Below are 15,034 nucleotides of genomic sequence, written 5' to 3'. Positions count from 1 at the left end.
GCTATTGCCAACAGATTCCGCCGCTTAGGCGTTGCGAGGAGCTCCCACTTATTCGGTGAATGTCGATTCATCGCGAGCCAGACACATCAGAGGAACGGAAAGGCAGAAAGCAGCATGCAGACGACGCACGAATTCACCGACTACTTCAGCACCGTCACCGAATGGGCTGTCCGGCAACCGGATCGTATTGCCCTTGGCTACCTGGAAGAAGGTGCCGGCGAACTGACCGAGCGCGCGTGGAGCTATGCCGAACTCGTAAGCCATGCCACTGCCGTGGCTGCGCACCTTCGTGAAGACCTCGCGCCCGGGGACCGCGTCCTGCTGCTGTATCCGCCCGGGCTGCCCTTCGTCGCGGCGTTCCTCGGCTGCTTGGCTGCGGGGGTCGTCGCCGTTCCCGCGCCACTGCCGGACGGTCGTGATAAGGCGCAACACCGTCTTGCCGGGATCATCGCGGATGCGGGCACGCGCGTCGTGCTGACAGAGTCGTCGGTTGCGCCGCTGATCGCCGGGTGGGCCGACGCCCTGCCCACGCCGATCGCGATCGTCGCCACCGATGCGATTCCCGTCGAGCAGGGGCACGAATTCGTCCCGGCGCGGTCGGCCCCGTTCGACACTGCCTTTCTGCAGTACACCTCAGGTTCGACTAGCGCGCCGAAGGGCGTCATAGTCACCCACGGGAACCTCGTCCACAACGAGCAGGAACTCGGCGCCCGCATTGAGGGGGACCAGTCATTTTCGATGCTCAGCTGGCTTCCGCAGTTTCATGACATGGGACTGATCGGCATGCTGCTCTGGCCGCTTTTCTACGGTGGCACTTCACGCTTCCTGTCACCCGTGACGTTTATCAAGCACCCCATCCAGTGGATCCGTGCGCTGTCGAAGTACCGGGCGACGATCGGAGTGGCACCCAACTTCGCCTTCGACCTGGTGGCGCGCCGGTGCACGGCCGAGGCGCTCGCCGGCGTCGATCTGTCCTCGGTGCGGTCGTTGCTCAACGGGTCCGAGCCGGTGCAGTGGGCTTCCATCGAGCGGTTCACCACGCTGCTGGCTCCGTTCGGGCTCGCGGAGCATGCGGTGACCCCGGTGTACGGGCTCGCCGAGGCCACGTTGTTCGTGACCGGCGACCCCCACGACACCCCGGTCACCACTGCCGTTGTCGACGGTGAGGCACTTGCCGACAATCGGTTGGTCGCTGCCGCCGAAGGTACGCCGCGGTCCCGGGTGCTGGTTGCCAGCGGTCGCGTCGGTGGTATCGAAGTTTCGGTCATCGGTACCGATGGTGCACCGCGTCCCGACGGTGAGATCGGTGAGATCTGGTTGCGCGGAACGAGTGTGGCCGCCGGATACTGGAACCTTCCCGAGTTGTCCGCCGAGATCTTCGAAGCGACACCGATCGGCGGTACCGGCGGCTGGCTGCGCACTGGCGACCTGGGCACCTTGGTGGATGGAAACCTCTTCATCACCGGCCGCACCAAGGACGTCATCATCGTCAACGGCCGCAATCTCTACGCCCATGACATCGAGGCGACCGCGCGTGCCGCCGCTCCAGCGCTGGCGCGCGGCGTGGGCGCCGCGTTTGCGGTAGGTGTCCCAGAGCGGCTCGTCCTGGTCCACGAGATCCGCCCGGAGAATCTCGGTGATGCCTCCCTGGACGACGTGCTCACTACGGTGCGCAGCGCGGTGTTCGCCGAGTTCGCCACACCGCTGAGCGATCTGGTGCTGGTGGCCAAGGGCGAAGTGGCCCGTACGACCAGCGGCAAGATCCGCCGGACCCACATGCGTGCCTCGTACGAGCAGGGTCGAATCGCGGTGTTCGAGGATCTGCGGTTCGCCTCCGCCGGTGGGGATGTCGTCCGGTGACGACGTCGATCGCGCGCGCGGCAGCGCGGCGCTTCGACATTGTCGAGGCGGTCGAGGCGGCCCTGGGTGACCCCCGCGACCCCATCAACCCCGCAGGCTTCGCGGTGCTGGCGGCACAGGATCGCGACGACGTGTTTCCGGCGGACGCCGTGGCGATCCTGGACCGTCTCCGCGTCGCCGAGCACTACGTACCGGCGGCCGACGGCGGCCGTCTCACCGACTATCTTGAGGTGTCTCAACTCATCCGCACGTTGGCTCGCCGCAGCGTGACGCTGGCGGTCGCGCACGCCAAGACCTTCCTCGGCGCTGCGACAGCCTGGATCGGTGCGAGCGGGGACCAGCGCGCCCGCGTCTCTGAACTGGTTCGGACAGGAGTGCCGGTCAGCTGGGGCCTGACCGAGCGTGAACACGGCTCGGATCTGCTCGGTGGTGACGTCGCCGTGGAGGACGGACTGCTGACGGGTGCCAAATGGCTGATCAACAACGCCACCCGCGGCGGTGCCGTGGTGGCGATCGCCCGCACTTCCGCGGCGGGCGGACCCCGAGGATTCGATCTTGTGCTGGTCGACAAGACGGCAGTGTCCGGAAGCGGAGCACGGTCCACGTTTCGTCACCTGCCCAAAGAACTCACTCACGGCATCCGTGGTGCCGACATATCCGGTATCGAATTCGACGGGGTGCCGGTCGATGACGCTGACATCCTGAGCGAACCCGGACGCGGCCTGGAAAACGTGATGAAGGCCCTGCAGCTGACACGCACCCTGTGCTGCAGTCTGTCGGTGGGTGCCGCCGAGCGTGGACTGCACACGGCCGTCTCGTTCGCGGTCGAACGAGAACTCTACGGGCGCAGACTGATTGATCTACCGCAGGCGAGACGAGTGCTCAGTGACGCCCTCGCCGATCACCTGCTCAACGAGGTAACCACGTGTGCCGCGATCCGTTCGATCCACACCCTGCCCGTCGAGCTCTCGCTACATGCCGCCGCGGCCAAATACCTGGTACCGACCCGCACCGAGGCGCTGCTGGCTGCGTTGCGCTCGTTCGTCGGGGCGCGGGCGGTGCTCGACTCCGACGACTCAAGCGCTCCGTCGTTGAGCCGGGTGGAACGCGACCATCGCATTGTTTCCCTGTTCGACGGGAACACCGTGGTCAACCTCACCACCCTGATCGCCCAGTTCCCGGTGATCGTCCGCGACGACCTGCCCGCTGACTCTGCGTCCGTGATCGCGTCGGCGCCCGAAGCGGACCTACGCAGGCTGTCGCTCATGAGCCGGTCCGGATCGACGCTACTGCGTGCGCTTGGCGATGCGGTCGTCCAGCTCGAGAGGCACGATCTGCCCGAGGAGTGCCGGCGCACGGCGTCGGCGCTCGTCACCGTTTCGCGGAACATCCTGCGGGAGGCGGCTGATGCGCCTCGCAACCCTGCAGAGACACCGAACGCGAGCTTCGTGCTCGCCGAGCGCCTTGCCGCGGTAATCGCCGGCGCCGCCGCGGTGCATGTCTATCTCGCCTACGCGGGGACTGTCGATTCGCCGCTGTGGCAGGACGGGCTGTGGCTGCGGCTGACGCTGCCCCGGGCACTCGCCGGGGCTGATCCCGCTGCGCCGCCGTCCGGGCCTGACGCCGACCACGCCGACGCCATCGCCGCACTCGAGACGCTGAACTCCGCGGATAGGGGTTTCAGCGTGTTGGCCGACCTGGACGATAGCGAGACGGGAGATCGAGTATGACCGCCACGATATCCACTGCGACAACCGATCTGGATGAGGCGCTGGGTGATCCGTTCTGCCCGGCGAACCCGCACGGCGCTACCGCGATCCTGGCGGCCGATGAGCGCGCCGAGCGCGCCGTGGCCACCTATGAGCTGCTCTCCGATCACGGATTGCAGCGCATGTTCGTGCCGGCCGAGCTCGGCGGTGACCTCGTCGCCATCCCATCGCTGGTGCACGCGCTGGCGCCGGTGTTCGGGCGCGACATGGGACTGGGTCTCGGGTTCGGCGTCACCACGCTAATGGCGGCGCTCAACGTGTGGCACAGCGGAGACGACCGCCAGCGCCATCAGGTTGCAGATCAGGTACTGACGGGCGGGCCTCTGTCGGTGGCATATCACGAACTCGACCACGGAAATGACATGGCGGCCAACGAGGTTCGTGCGGACGCGGCGATCGGTGGCTACCGGCTTTCCGGGCGTAAGGAGGTCATCAACAACGCGGACCGCGCGAGTACGGCCGTCGTCTTCGCCCGCACCTCGGACCGCCCGGGGCGGAGCCATTCGCTGTTCCTGGTGGACCTCGACAACGTCAGGCGGCTCGATCGGTTCCGCACCACGGCACTGCGAACGGCGCACCTCGGCGGTCTGGAGTTCACCGACCACCCGGTGCCGGCCGAAGACCGTATCGGTGCCGACGGGCACGGTATCGAGATCGCGCTGAAGTCGTTCCAGGTCAGCCGGGTGGTGATGGCAGGTGCGGGTCTCGGCCCGGTGGACATTGCGCTGCATCTAGCGGCCTCCTTCGCCGGTCAGCGCGTCGTGTACGGCCGTCGTGTCGACCAGATCCCGCACGCTCGAACGAATCTCGCCATCGCGCAGTCACTGCTGCTGGCAGTGGAGGCTGCCGTGATAGCGGCGGCGATGGGACTGCACACTGCACCGCGGCACGCGGGGGCGCAGGCGGCCTCCGTCAAATACGCGGCGCCGTTGTTGCTTGAGTACGCGATGGAACACCTCGCAGTGGTGCTGGGCGCGCGGTTCTATCTGCGTACCGGACCATTTGCGCTCTTCGGGAAGCACTACCGGGACTTGGCCCCGGTGGGTATCGGACACGCCGGCAGTACCTCCTGCTTGCTCGCGCTGCTCCCGCAAGTCCGCCATCTGCTCCAGGCGGTGCCCGCCGCTACTCTTCCCGCATGGACCGACCGGCTGCCGCGGTTGGACTTCTCGCAGTTGGTCTTGCGCAGTGGCGCACCGGATCCCATCGTCTCGTGGACGCCCGCCGCCACACCGCTACCAGCCGCCGCCGGTGCGGGTGACCTCATCGAGGAGCAGGCGAGGACGCTGGAACGGTTACGTAGTGCGGCGGAGGCGATGCCAGCGTCCGCGCTGGGTGTCACCGCGCCGCCTGCCGCATTCGACGTGACCGAGCAGTTCACGAAGCGATTCGTCATCGGTGCCGCGCTGGCTGCGCGGGAATCCGACCGGACCGAGTTCGCGGACGCCTGGGTGCGGATCGCAATCGCGGCGGTCACCGCGCACCGGCGCGGTCGCGCGGTGGTCGACCCCGACGATGTCGACGTGGTCATGCAGCGGATCGACCGTCACGTGACGTCCTCGCGATCGTTGTTGCTCGACGGGCATAACGTTCCCCGCTCGATTCCTGCCCTGTGAGCTGAATTCGCCTGAACCGAAACCGAACCGAAACCGAACCGAAACCGAACCGAAAGAGGAAACGATGACCGCACCCGCTCTCGACGATTGGCTCGCCGGAAAGATCGCCGGCTACTTGTCGATTACCGCCGACCAGGTTGATCGTGACCGAAGCCTTGCCGACTACGGACTGGATTCGGTCTACGCCCTGACGCTCTGCGGTGAGATCGAGGACGAGTTCGGCCTTACGGTGGAACCTACCCTTGCATGGGACTATCCGACTGTTGACGCCATGTCCGATCATTTGGACACTCTGCTGCGCGCGAAGGCGTAGGTGCCATGGAAATCGACGTCACAGGGATCGCATGCCGATTCCCCGGAGCCGATGGGGTGGCTGCCTTCTGGGATCTGCTGCTACGTGGCCGCAACGGAACGTGTGTTGTTCCTGAAGAGCGTTGGTGGGCAGATGATTTCATGTCCTCGACACCGCCATACGGCACGGGAAAGATCAACACGCGACACGGGGCCTTCATCGACGACCCTGAGCGCTTCGATCACGGGTTCTTCGGGATAGCCCCGAGTGAAGCAGCGGCCGCCGATATTCAGCAGCGCCTGGTGTTGCAGGCCGCGTACCACGCGCTCGAGGACGCCGGAGTGGATCCGCAATCGCTGCGGGGCTCAACCACCGGGGTGTTTGTCGGTGTGATGTCGAGTGATTGGGGTGCGCTGCATCTGACCGACTATGCCGGTATGACACCGCAGCGGGGGGTCGGCAACGGCTACTGCATGCTGGCCAACCGGGTGTCGTACGCGCTGGACCTGACGGGCCCGAGCATGTCGGTAGACACGGCGTGCTCGTCTTCCCTCACTGCGGTGCACCTCGCGGCCGGCGCGTTGCGGGCCGGTGAATGCGACCTGGCGATCGTGGCCGGGGTCAACCTGATGCTCACGCCGGTCCTGTCGATCTTCTACACGCAGGCGGGCTTATCGGCACCCGACGGACGTTGCCGGCCATTCGCGAAATCCGGTGGTGGCATAGGCCGTGGCGAAGGTGTGGGCGTGGTCGTACTGCGCCGATCGGAGGACCGTCCCGTTGACGCCCCCGTGCCGTATGCCACCGTTCGGGGCAGTTTTGTCGGACAGGACGGCCGCAGCAATGGCATCACCGCGCCCACCCGCCGCGGGCAGGAACGGGTGATCGCTGCCGCGCTGCGAAACGCCGGCCGCACCGGTGCCGATCTTCATTTCGTCGAGGCACATGGCACCGGCACGAACCTGGGCGATCTGATCGAGACACAGGCCCTCGGCGCGACCTGCGGAGATCGCGCGGGCCGCGCGCCGTTGGTGGTCGGATCGGTGAAGGGCAACATCGGGCACACCGAGGGTGCAGCGGGAATCGCCGGATTCATCAAGGCATGCCTTTCGATCCATCACCGCACGGTGCCGCCGAGCCTGTTCGCCGATGACGAGAACCCGGCACTGAATCTGGCTGAGCGCAATCTCAAGCTCGCGGTATCGGCTGAGAAACTGCCTCGCGGAGACCTTCTCGCGGGTGTCAGCAGCTTCGGCCTCGGCGGGACCAATGTGCATGTGGTCATCGGGTCGGCGCCGCGAGTGCGACGACCGATCCGGCCCGGGGGCATCGGGGTGCTGACGGTGTCGGGTAATGACGCCGCCGCACTGCGCCGTAATCTCGGCCGACTGGTCGCGGGTTTCGGCGATACCGACCATTGGCCGCGCTATTGCTATTCCACGAATCAGGTTAAATCCGGTGGGACGCAGCGCATAGCGCTGGTGACGCGCGACGGCGCCGACCTTGCTGGAGAAACCGAGGTGGCGTTGCATCGCCTAGCGCGGCGTAGCGAGCGGACCCGGCGCCGACGGCCGCGCATCGCGTTCGTATACACCGGCCAGGGGTCGCAGTACCGTGAGATGGGCCTGGTGCTGCGTGACCAGCATGCGGGCTTCGCCGCGGCGCTGGCCGAAGCCGATGCATTGCTTGAGCCGCACTTTGGCGGCTCGGTGGTGCAGGCGATCGAGATCGGCGAGGACCACCTCGGAAGGTCGCTCGATGACACCGGAGTGGCGCAACCCGCGCTGTTCGCACTGCAGTACGCCCTGACGGCGGCATTCGCCGCTCATGGCGTGCGTCCAGATGTGGTGCTGGGACACAGCGTGGGGGAGATTGCCGCCTGTGCGGCCGCCGGTGTGCTGGATCCCGCAGCGGCCGCGGCGTTGGTAGTCAAGCGCGGTGCCCTGATGGGTGCTCTGCCGACCGGTGGCACGATGCTTGCGGCACGGCTATCGGTACAAGACGCTGCCGAGTTCGTTTCGGGCCCAGTCGCCTTGGCGGCGGTCAACGGTCCCGAGAGTGTGACATTCTCGGGACCGGTGGATCACATCGCGGAGGTCGCCGACAAGCTGAGCGAACGAGGAGTGCGCACCCGAGAGCTGATCGTCTCGCATGCCTTCCATTCGCCGGCGATGGAGCCGGTCGCAGGCGACCTCGCCGCAGCGGCACCGCGGCCGACCGAGGGGCCGGGTGCCCCGACTGTCATCTCGTCTGTCACTGGCACCCTGGCTGAGGCGGCCGACTTCACTGGAGACTACTGGCGTGCCCAGCTGCTCGGAACTGTCGATTTCCTCGGTGCTGCAAGGGCATTGGCCGAGTCGGAACCGTCGCACATCATCGAGATCGGCCCCCGGGCTACCCTTCTGGGCCTGCTGGCGGCGGCTGATCTGGTGCCGGAGGCCCAGCGCATCGCACCGATACCCGGTTCTGCCGCCACGGGTCTCGACCTCGCCGATGCGCTCGCAACGCTCTGGCAAGGAGGGGTGGATATCGACTGGCATCCGCTGTACGCCGAGCACGACCGGGTGGTCATTCGCCTTCCCGGGTACGTCTTCGCCGACGAGGAGCGGTTCTTTGCCTCCGCCGCGACCGCCGGACCGGTTGCGCATACCCAAAGCGTTTGCACTACAACGGTTCGCGTGCACGAAGCCGCCGGGGAGAAACTGGCGCCCAGTGGTGAGCTGGAGTCGGAGGCGGGACTGGTGCACCGCGCCGTGATCCGAGTCCTCGCCGATGTCGGTGGCCACCGTGAGGAGGCACTACACGCTGCCGCGGATCTGCGCGACGATCTGGGCTTCGACTCGGTGCAGGCGATGCAGTTCGCCGACCGCATAGTCAACGAGCTGGATATGCCGCGCCTCGACCCGGTGGCAATCCAGGACAACCTGACCACCATTGCCGATCTCACGAAGCTCGTCGCCGGGACGGCGGGCGTAGCGGACCCCGGGCGCACCAGCGTTGGCATCTGATCGCCGCATCGATATCGCACAGATAAGAGGAGACATGAGCCGCACAACGTACATTCTCAGCACAGGCACCGCGCTTCCCGGCCCTGCGATCGACAACCGGTCGCTGTGTGAGCGCATCGGTGCCCAGCCGGAATGGATCGACGCTTTTGTCGGAACCCGCACAAGGCATTTCGGGATCAATCTTGCAACCGGCGAGCAGACACATTCGCTCGCAGACATGGCCACCAGCGCTGCTCGTCAGGCGCTGAGTCGTGCGGATATCGATCCGTCCGAGATCGGTTTCCTGGTGCTCGGCACCGCCACCCCCGACCATCTGATGCCGACCTCGGCCAACCTCGTCGCCGACGCCCTTGGCCTGGACCGGATTCCCACGTTCCAGCTGCAGTCCGGATGCTCTGGTGCGGTGGCGGCGTTCGACGTGGGAAGTCACCTGCTCACCGAGGAACGCCCGCTGGGCCTGGTGATTGGCGCCGACGCTTGCTACAAGCACCTACCGCTCGACCGTGAGTCCAGCTCCGCGATGCCTCCGTCGGAACTCGTCAACTTCGTGTTGTTCGGTGATGGGGCGGGCGCCGCGGTGCTTTCGCTGGACGACACCGATGCACAGCTGGAAATCACCGCGCTGGTGAATCGGTTCAGCGGTCTCGGTCGCGATCCTGGTCAGCAGATCGAGTGGTTCGGGCTGGCTGACCGGCACCTGGAACAACCGGGTTTGAACGAGGACTACAAAGCGATCGAACACTGGGTCCCACTGCTGTCCAAAGCTGTGCTCACGGATCTGCTCGCCACAGCGGGACTGCAGCGGGAAGATCTCGACTACCTGCTCCCGCCGCAGCTCAGCGGAAAGATGACCCAGCGCGTGGTCAAGCAGATGGACATAGCATCGAACAGTCGTGAGATCTCGGTGGTGGCCGAAACCGGCAACAACGGAAATGCATTGCCATTCTTGCAGATTGATGCACTGAGTCGGGAGGTGCGCCCCGGTGAGCGTGCGGCTGTCGTAGCCATCGAATCCAGCAAGTGGATCGAGGGCGGCATGGTTCTGGAGGGTGTCGCATGAGCGCCGATACCGCCACTGTGTCGCGCGCGGTGGCCTTTCCCGATGTCGTGGAGTCCCTCGTCGAAGCGGGTGACGACGCCGTCGGACGGGCGGGCGCGGCATTGCGCAGGCTGGCCCTCGACGATGTCCCGGCGGGAACCCCGACCGCACATGTTGCCGTCGCCGGAACATCGACGCTGGGCCCCATCAGGGCGCCGCTGCAGGGAGCCTTGGCAGCTCGCGGAGTGGCGGCGACAGTCGAGCTCGGCGACTACGGGCGCATCGTCCCCGAACTGCTCGACCCGCAGAGCCCGCTGGGGAATCCAGACACCACCGTCGTGGTGTTGCTGCCGGACGGTGCTTCGGTATTCGAACGCGTGGCGATTCCGTTCACTTCCGAATCTGCCGACGATGTCGTCACCGGATTTGTCGATGAGCTGCTCGCGGCGATCAGGGTCTTTCGGGGGCACTCGTCAACCCCGATTGTCCTTCCCACGCTGCTACTGCCCCCGGAACGCTCGGCGATGCTGCTCGACCTGCCGGCCCGCACCCGATTGACGGCTGCGTGGGCACGTGCGAATCAGCGACTCCTGGAAGCCGGTACCGAGATTTCCGGCCTTGTGGCCGTGGACATGTACCAGCTAGCGGCATTCGCCCCGGCCGCTGCCACCGATCCCCGGATGGCTGCCTACGCGCGCTCACGGTTTACCGATCCACTGTTGCTGGCGTACGCCCGCGAGGTCGCCGCCGTGGTGGCCGCACAGCTCGGCCGGACCTCCAAATGCCTGGTTCTGGACCTGGACGGCACCACATGGGGCGGTGTGCTGGCCGATGCCGGCCCCCTGGGTGTGGTCAGTGGGGACGGCCGCGTGGGAGAGGCTTTTGCCGACTTCCAGGACGCGGCACGGCAACTGTCCTCCCAGGGGGTGCTGTTGGCCATTGCCTCCAAGAACGACGACGAGTTTGTCAGGCAGGCGTTGGCCGAGCACCCCGGGGTGCGGCTCGGTGTCGAGGATTTCGCGGTGATCGTCGCCAACTGGGATCCGAAGCCGGGCAACGTCGCCGGGATTGCGCAGACCCTCAACATCGGCATGGACTCGCTGGTATTCGTGGATGACAACGCTTCGGAGCGCGGGTCGGTGCGCGCCGCGCATCCACAGGTGCGGACCGTTGCCGCCGATCCAGACGATCCCGCACGAACTGTGCCGGCATTGCTGCGCGACGGTGTCTTCACCACACTGCGGCTGACCGACGACGATCGTGCTCGGCCGCAGCGCTACCGAGCGGAGGCGGAGCGCGTCAGCTTTCGGCAGACCGTGGGCGCGGTCGAGGACTATCTGGCCGGTCTACAGACCGAGGTCACCGTCGCTGCTGCCGACGAGGGCGACGTCGACAGGCTTTCGCAGCTCACACTGCGTACGAATCAGTACAACCTGACCACGCTGAGGCTGGATCCGGCTGCCGTGCAGGCGTTCCTGGCCCGCCCGGGTTCGATCGTCAAGACCATTCGCTGCGCCGACAGGTTCGGTGACCACGGCTTGGTGGGTGCGCTGTTCGCCGAGATCCGCGAGGGTCGGCTGGACATCGTGAACTTTGCGATGTCGTGCCGAGTTCTGGGTAGAGGCGTCGAGTCGGCGGCATTGCGCACTGTGCTGGCCGAGGGGGTCGGCCGTGGCGCCCGTGTGGCCTCTGGGACTTTCATACGGACGGCGAAGAACGGTCGGGCTGCCGACTTTTTCCGGCGTGCGGGCTTCGCGGTGACCGGCGCCGACGAAACCGAGGATGTGGGCGGCCACACCACGTACCGCCGCGACTTGGCCACTCTGCCCGATGCCATTCCGCACCTGACATTGACCGTCGTTTGATCGAAGAGGAGAAGCCGTGAACGAGAACGATTTCCACACTGTGGTAATCGACCAGACCGGTCTAGACATCCAGCTAGCCGACCTGACAACGCCGTTGGACGAGGTGTCTGGTTGGGACTCGGTGTATCTGCTGAAGCTGATCACCGCGCTGGAACAGCAAACTGGCCGCACCATGCCGATATCGGCGATGTTGGAGGCTACCAGCCTCGATGCAATCCGCCTGGCGGTTCCCGCGTGAGTACGACCGTCGTGCCGGTGCCGCCGCGGCGACGGCACACCCTGGCATTCCTGCGGGCGATCAGGCCGACCGCCCCGGTGCATTTGTCGACTGATGTCGACGTCTCCACGCTGGTGCAGCGTCGCGCTGCGGCGCCCCGGCGATACTCCTATGTGACGTACATGATCGCCGCGCTCGGCCAGGCGCTCGTCAAGCACCCGGAGGGCAACGTCGCGGTGGGTGGGTCCTGGCTGGCTCCGCGAATCGCGCAGTACGGCTCGGTCGACGTGAAGCTCGCGCTCGACAAGACCGATGGTGGCGTCCGCCATGTGGCTTCGGCAGTCATTCGCGATGTGGCGGCGCTGGACCTGGATGCGATTCAGGCTCAGGTCAACAGGCTTCGTGATACGCCTGCCGCCGAGCTCGACGATCTGGCCGGATCGCGTCTGCTTGACCGATTGCCGCCGGCGCTGGGCACATTGGCCTTCGCGTTTGCGACGCGGCTGTCGAGGCGTTCAGGCGTGCTGGGCACCGTGGCCCTAAGCAGTCTGGGGCATGCCGATGTGCACGCGTTCCATTCCGATGGCGGCACCGCGGTGACCATCGGGATGGGGGCGATCGTGCCCCGGCCTGTGTGTGTGTCCGACGGTAAAGGGGGGTACACGGTGCAGGCGCGGTCCGTGCTGCCGGTGAGCCTTACGTTCGATCATCGCGCGCTCGACGGTGCGGCGGCAGCCGACGTGCTCACCGCGCTGGCCGAGGTCCTGCGCGCCGGGGTCCACCCGTGATCGGCCAGGTCACCTTGCCCGCCTCGGGTACGTCGATACCCCAGGTGACCGACGGGGTGTTCGTGGCCCGTGCCGAGGTGGCGCACTGGATGGTTGAGCCGACCTCGCACCGTTCCCTGACACGCCTTCTCGATTGCGACTATCCGCGGTGGCGGGATGCGCGATCGGAGGATTTCAGGGCTCGTTTCGCTGCGACCCGGCATTTCGCGAAGGCGGTGGTGGCCCGGGTAGCCGATCTGCCGGTGGAGGACATCGAGCTGCGTCGTTGCCCGCTGGGGCGGCCCAGTTTTGTGGTCCGTGGATCGCGCTGCAGCCGGGTAGTGGACGCGAACCTCTCGCATACGCGCGGCTCAGCGGTGATGGCGGTGAGCACGCGAGGTCCTGTGGGCGTGGATGTTGAGGCGCAGGATCGCAATCTCGACACCGCCGACTTCGCCAGGGCGATCTGCCACGACGAGGAGTTAGGCGAGTACGAGCGGGCGCGGCCCACCGAACGTCAGCGGTTGCTGCTTGAGCTGTGGACGTGGAAGGAAGCGACCACCAAGGCCATGGGGACCGGATTGCGCACCGCCTTTCCGTCGCTACGCGCCGACACCCGGCGTGGCACCGTCGCCGATGACCGCGACCAGAGCTGGCGGATCTATGCGTTCAGCGGTGGTGGGTATCGGGTGGCGATTGCGAGCAAGGAGGAGGACTGATGCACGAACTGAGCGAACGTGCCGAGCTGGTGCGGTTACATGGCCGCGCACAGGGCATCCCGTCACGTGAGATCAACCGAATTCTGCTGAGCATCGATTCCCTCGACGACGGCCCGCAGGGGTGGGCCACCACGTGGGCCCGTGCGGCGGCGGCGCGGGATGCGCGCGGCGATCAAGCCGGTGCGATGGCGCGGCTGAACCTTGCCCGATTTCCCTTCGCGAGCACACCCGACGGGCACATTGCGCACGCTCGTTGCGTCGCCATTGCCGGTGATATCGCAGCTGATCAAGGGATCGCGCGACTCGATTTAGGCGACTCGGCCGCCTGGTACCGCCCTGCTCCGGACTCGGCCGATACGCCGCGGCTGCTGGTCGTGTGCGGGGGCATCGTCAGCATCAAGGAACAGTGGTTCTCGCTGTTCGGTCTCGGCCGGCGGCTGGGGTTGGCAGTTCTACTCACCGAACTGCCCGGCGTGGGTGAGCACGATGTCGCCTACGGATTGGACGCGCCCGAACGGTTTAGCGCCCTGTTGGATTCGGCGGCCGGTCGGCAGCCGTTCCAGTCGGCGTTCGCGATGGCCATGAGCTTCGGTGGCACCGTCGCGCTGAAGGCGGCCGCACGCGATTCCCGCATCGGTGGTCTGCTGTCGGTGGGGCCACCGATCCGCCACTTCTTCCAGGACGGGGAATGGTGGCCGCGGGTGCCGCAGACCACCAAGGACGCGCTGGCCGTCACGACTCGCATGGAGGAACAGGCGCTGCCAGAGACGTTGGCCCCGCTCGCGCTCGAGGACAGCGAGCTCGCCGCCATCGACGTGCCGGTCACCGCGGTGGCAAGTCTGCGGGACGAGATCCTGCCGGCCGCGGACCCATTGTTGTTGCGCGCGGCGGTGCCTTCGGCGCGTGTGGTCGCTTATGACGATGTGCACGGATCGCCGCATCATCTGCTCGACACGCGGCTGCTCACCCTCGCGGCGTTGGCAGAGTTCAGCTCGTCGCACCGGCCGCTGCTGGCCGGTGCCGCACGATTCGCCACGCAATTGCGCAGATCTGAGAGGACTTTGGCATGACCCGACTGCTCTGCTTCCATCACGCCGGCGGCGCGGCCAGCGCCTTCCGTTCCTGGCAGAACGCCGCAGGCCCGGCGCTTGACATCGTCCCGGTCGCGCTGCCGACTACGCGCCCCATCACGGGCCGCCGCATTCACAGGTCGACGACTGAATTGATCGATCATCTGCTCGCCGAGTACGAGGAGCACTTCCGTGAGCCGTACGTGCTCTATGGCCACAGCATGGGCGGGTTGCTTGCCTACCTGATGGCGCGACGGTTGGCGCGGAATTCAGATCATCCGGCTCCGGCAGCACTGATCGTGGCTGCCAGTTGGTCACCCCGGATGAGGCCGTCGATCGATGTGGACAGCCTGGGAGACCGGGAGTTGGTGCAGCTGCTCAATGCGATCGGTGGGGTGCCGGCGGATCTGGTCAAACGTCCCGAATGGCTTGCGCCGATGCTGCCGGTCATTCGCGACGATCTGCGAATATGCGGTGTCTATGAGCACGACCATGCCGATGACGTGCTGGCCATCCCGGTGCATGTGATTGGCGCGGAAGGCGATCGTCTCGTCACGCCCGAACAGACCACGGGTTGGGGTGAGCTGGGTGAGCGGGTGACCATCGAGTACCACCCGGGCGGCCACTTTTTCGACGCCGATCCGGTGGCGCTGCGTCACCGGGTCTTTGCATTGGCGACGGCTGCGGCAGGTAAACAGACCGTCCGTGCGGTGTCGTAACGACGGCGATTAATCGCCCCTAATGGTTGCGTTAAAGGGGGGTGGTGTGCGAATCTGTCCTCATAGCAACGAATCGTTGCAATAAGCGCCGAG

The 15,034-nt window shown here is 66.3% G+C and carries 11 protein-coding genes and 1 pseudogene; all 12 read left to right on the top strand.

The window, feature by feature from the left end:
* The first annotated feature begins 114 nt into the window (after positions 1 to 114).
* Entirely contained in the window at positions 115 to 1,860 is a 1,746-nt protein-coding gene (locus tag AC5Y5C_RS11805; protein WP_499972231.1) for a fatty acyl-AMP ligase, read from the top strand.
* Positions 1,857 to 3,590: an acyl-CoA dehydrogenase family protein gene (locus tag AC5Y5C_RS11800; protein ID WP_499972229.1), complete on the top strand. Its 1,734-nt coding sequence runs from the start codon at positions 1,857 to 1,859 to the stop codon at positions 3,588 to 3,590. The genes AC5Y5C_RS11805 and AC5Y5C_RS11800 overlap by 4 nt, the downstream gene beginning before the upstream one ends.
* The gene (locus AC5Y5C_RS11795) at positions 3,587 to 5,245 is read left to right on the top strand and encodes an acyl-CoA dehydrogenase family protein (RefSeq protein ID WP_499972227.1); all 1,659 of its coding nucleotides are present in this window, start codon (positions 3,587 to 3,589) and stop codon (positions 5,243 to 5,245) included. The genes AC5Y5C_RS11800 and AC5Y5C_RS11795 overlap by 4 nt, the downstream gene beginning before the upstream one ends.
* A gap of 64 nt (positions 5,246 to 5,309) precedes the next feature.
* Positions 5,310 to 5,558, top strand: a complete 249-nt coding sequence (locus AC5Y5C_RS11790) for an acyl carrier protein (RefSeq protein ID WP_070922864.1) — start codon at positions 5,310 to 5,312, stop codon at positions 5,556 to 5,558.
* Positions 5,559 to 5,563: 5 nt separating this feature from the next.
* Entirely contained in the window at positions 5,564 to 8,545 is a 2,982-nt protein-coding gene (locus AC5Y5C_RS11785) for a type I polyketide synthase (protein WP_499972221.1), read from the top strand.
* Between the two features lie 34 nt (positions 8,546 to 8,579).
* On the top strand, positions 8,580 to 9,605 hold the full coding sequence (locus AC5Y5C_RS11780) for a 3-oxoacyl-ACP synthase III family protein (protein WP_499972216.1): 1,026 nt from the start codon (positions 8,580 to 8,582) through the stop codon (positions 9,603 to 9,605).
* Positions 9,602 to 11,469, top strand: a pseudogene (locus AC5Y5C_RS11775) (HAD-IIIC family phosphatase). Before AC5Y5C_RS11780 ends, AC5Y5C_RS11775 begins: the two are co-directional and overlap by 4 nt.
* The gene (locus tag AC5Y5C_RS11770) at positions 11,466 to 11,687 is read left to right on the top strand and encodes an acyl carrier protein (RefSeq protein ID WP_499972211.1); all 222 of its coding nucleotides are present in this window, start codon (positions 11,466 to 11,468) and stop codon (positions 11,685 to 11,687) included. Before AC5Y5C_RS11775 ends, AC5Y5C_RS11770 begins: the two are co-directional and overlap by 4 nt.
* Positions 11,684 to 12,454: a 2-oxo acid dehydrogenase subunit E2 gene (locus tag AC5Y5C_RS11765; RefSeq protein WP_499972206.1), complete on the top strand. Its 771-nt coding sequence runs from the start codon at positions 11,684 to 11,686 to the stop codon at positions 12,452 to 12,454. The genes AC5Y5C_RS11770 and AC5Y5C_RS11765 overlap by 4 nt, the downstream gene beginning before the upstream one ends.
* Positions 12,451 to 13,152 carry a 4'-phosphopantetheinyl transferase family protein gene (locus AC5Y5C_RS11760; RefSeq protein ID WP_499972203.1) on the top strand — a complete coding sequence of 234 codons (702 nt, stop codon included), beginning with the start codon at positions 12,451 to 12,453 and terminating at the stop codon, positions 13,150 to 13,152. Before AC5Y5C_RS11765 ends, AC5Y5C_RS11760 begins: the two co-directional genes overlap by 4 nt.
* Positions 13,152 to 14,222 (top strand): alpha/beta fold hydrolase, encoded by a 1,071-nt coding sequence (locus AC5Y5C_RS11755; RefSeq protein WP_499972200.1) that lies wholly within the window; start codon positions 13,152 to 13,154, stop codon positions 14,220 to 14,222. The genes AC5Y5C_RS11760 and AC5Y5C_RS11755 overlap by 1 nt, the downstream gene beginning before the upstream one ends.
* Positions 14,219 to 14,941, top strand: a complete 723-nt coding sequence (locus AC5Y5C_RS11750) for a thioesterase II family protein (RefSeq protein WP_499972196.1) — start codon at positions 14,219 to 14,221, stop codon at positions 14,939 to 14,941. Before AC5Y5C_RS11755 ends, AC5Y5C_RS11750 begins: the two co-directional genes overlap by 4 nt.
* Positions 14,942 to 15,034: the final 93 nt, after the last annotated feature.

It is taken from the genome of Mycobacterium sp. NGS15, from assembly GCF_059813245.1.
The sequence above is the reverse complement of the archived record's forward strand: the minus strand, read 5'-3'. Positions and strand labels throughout refer to the sequence as shown.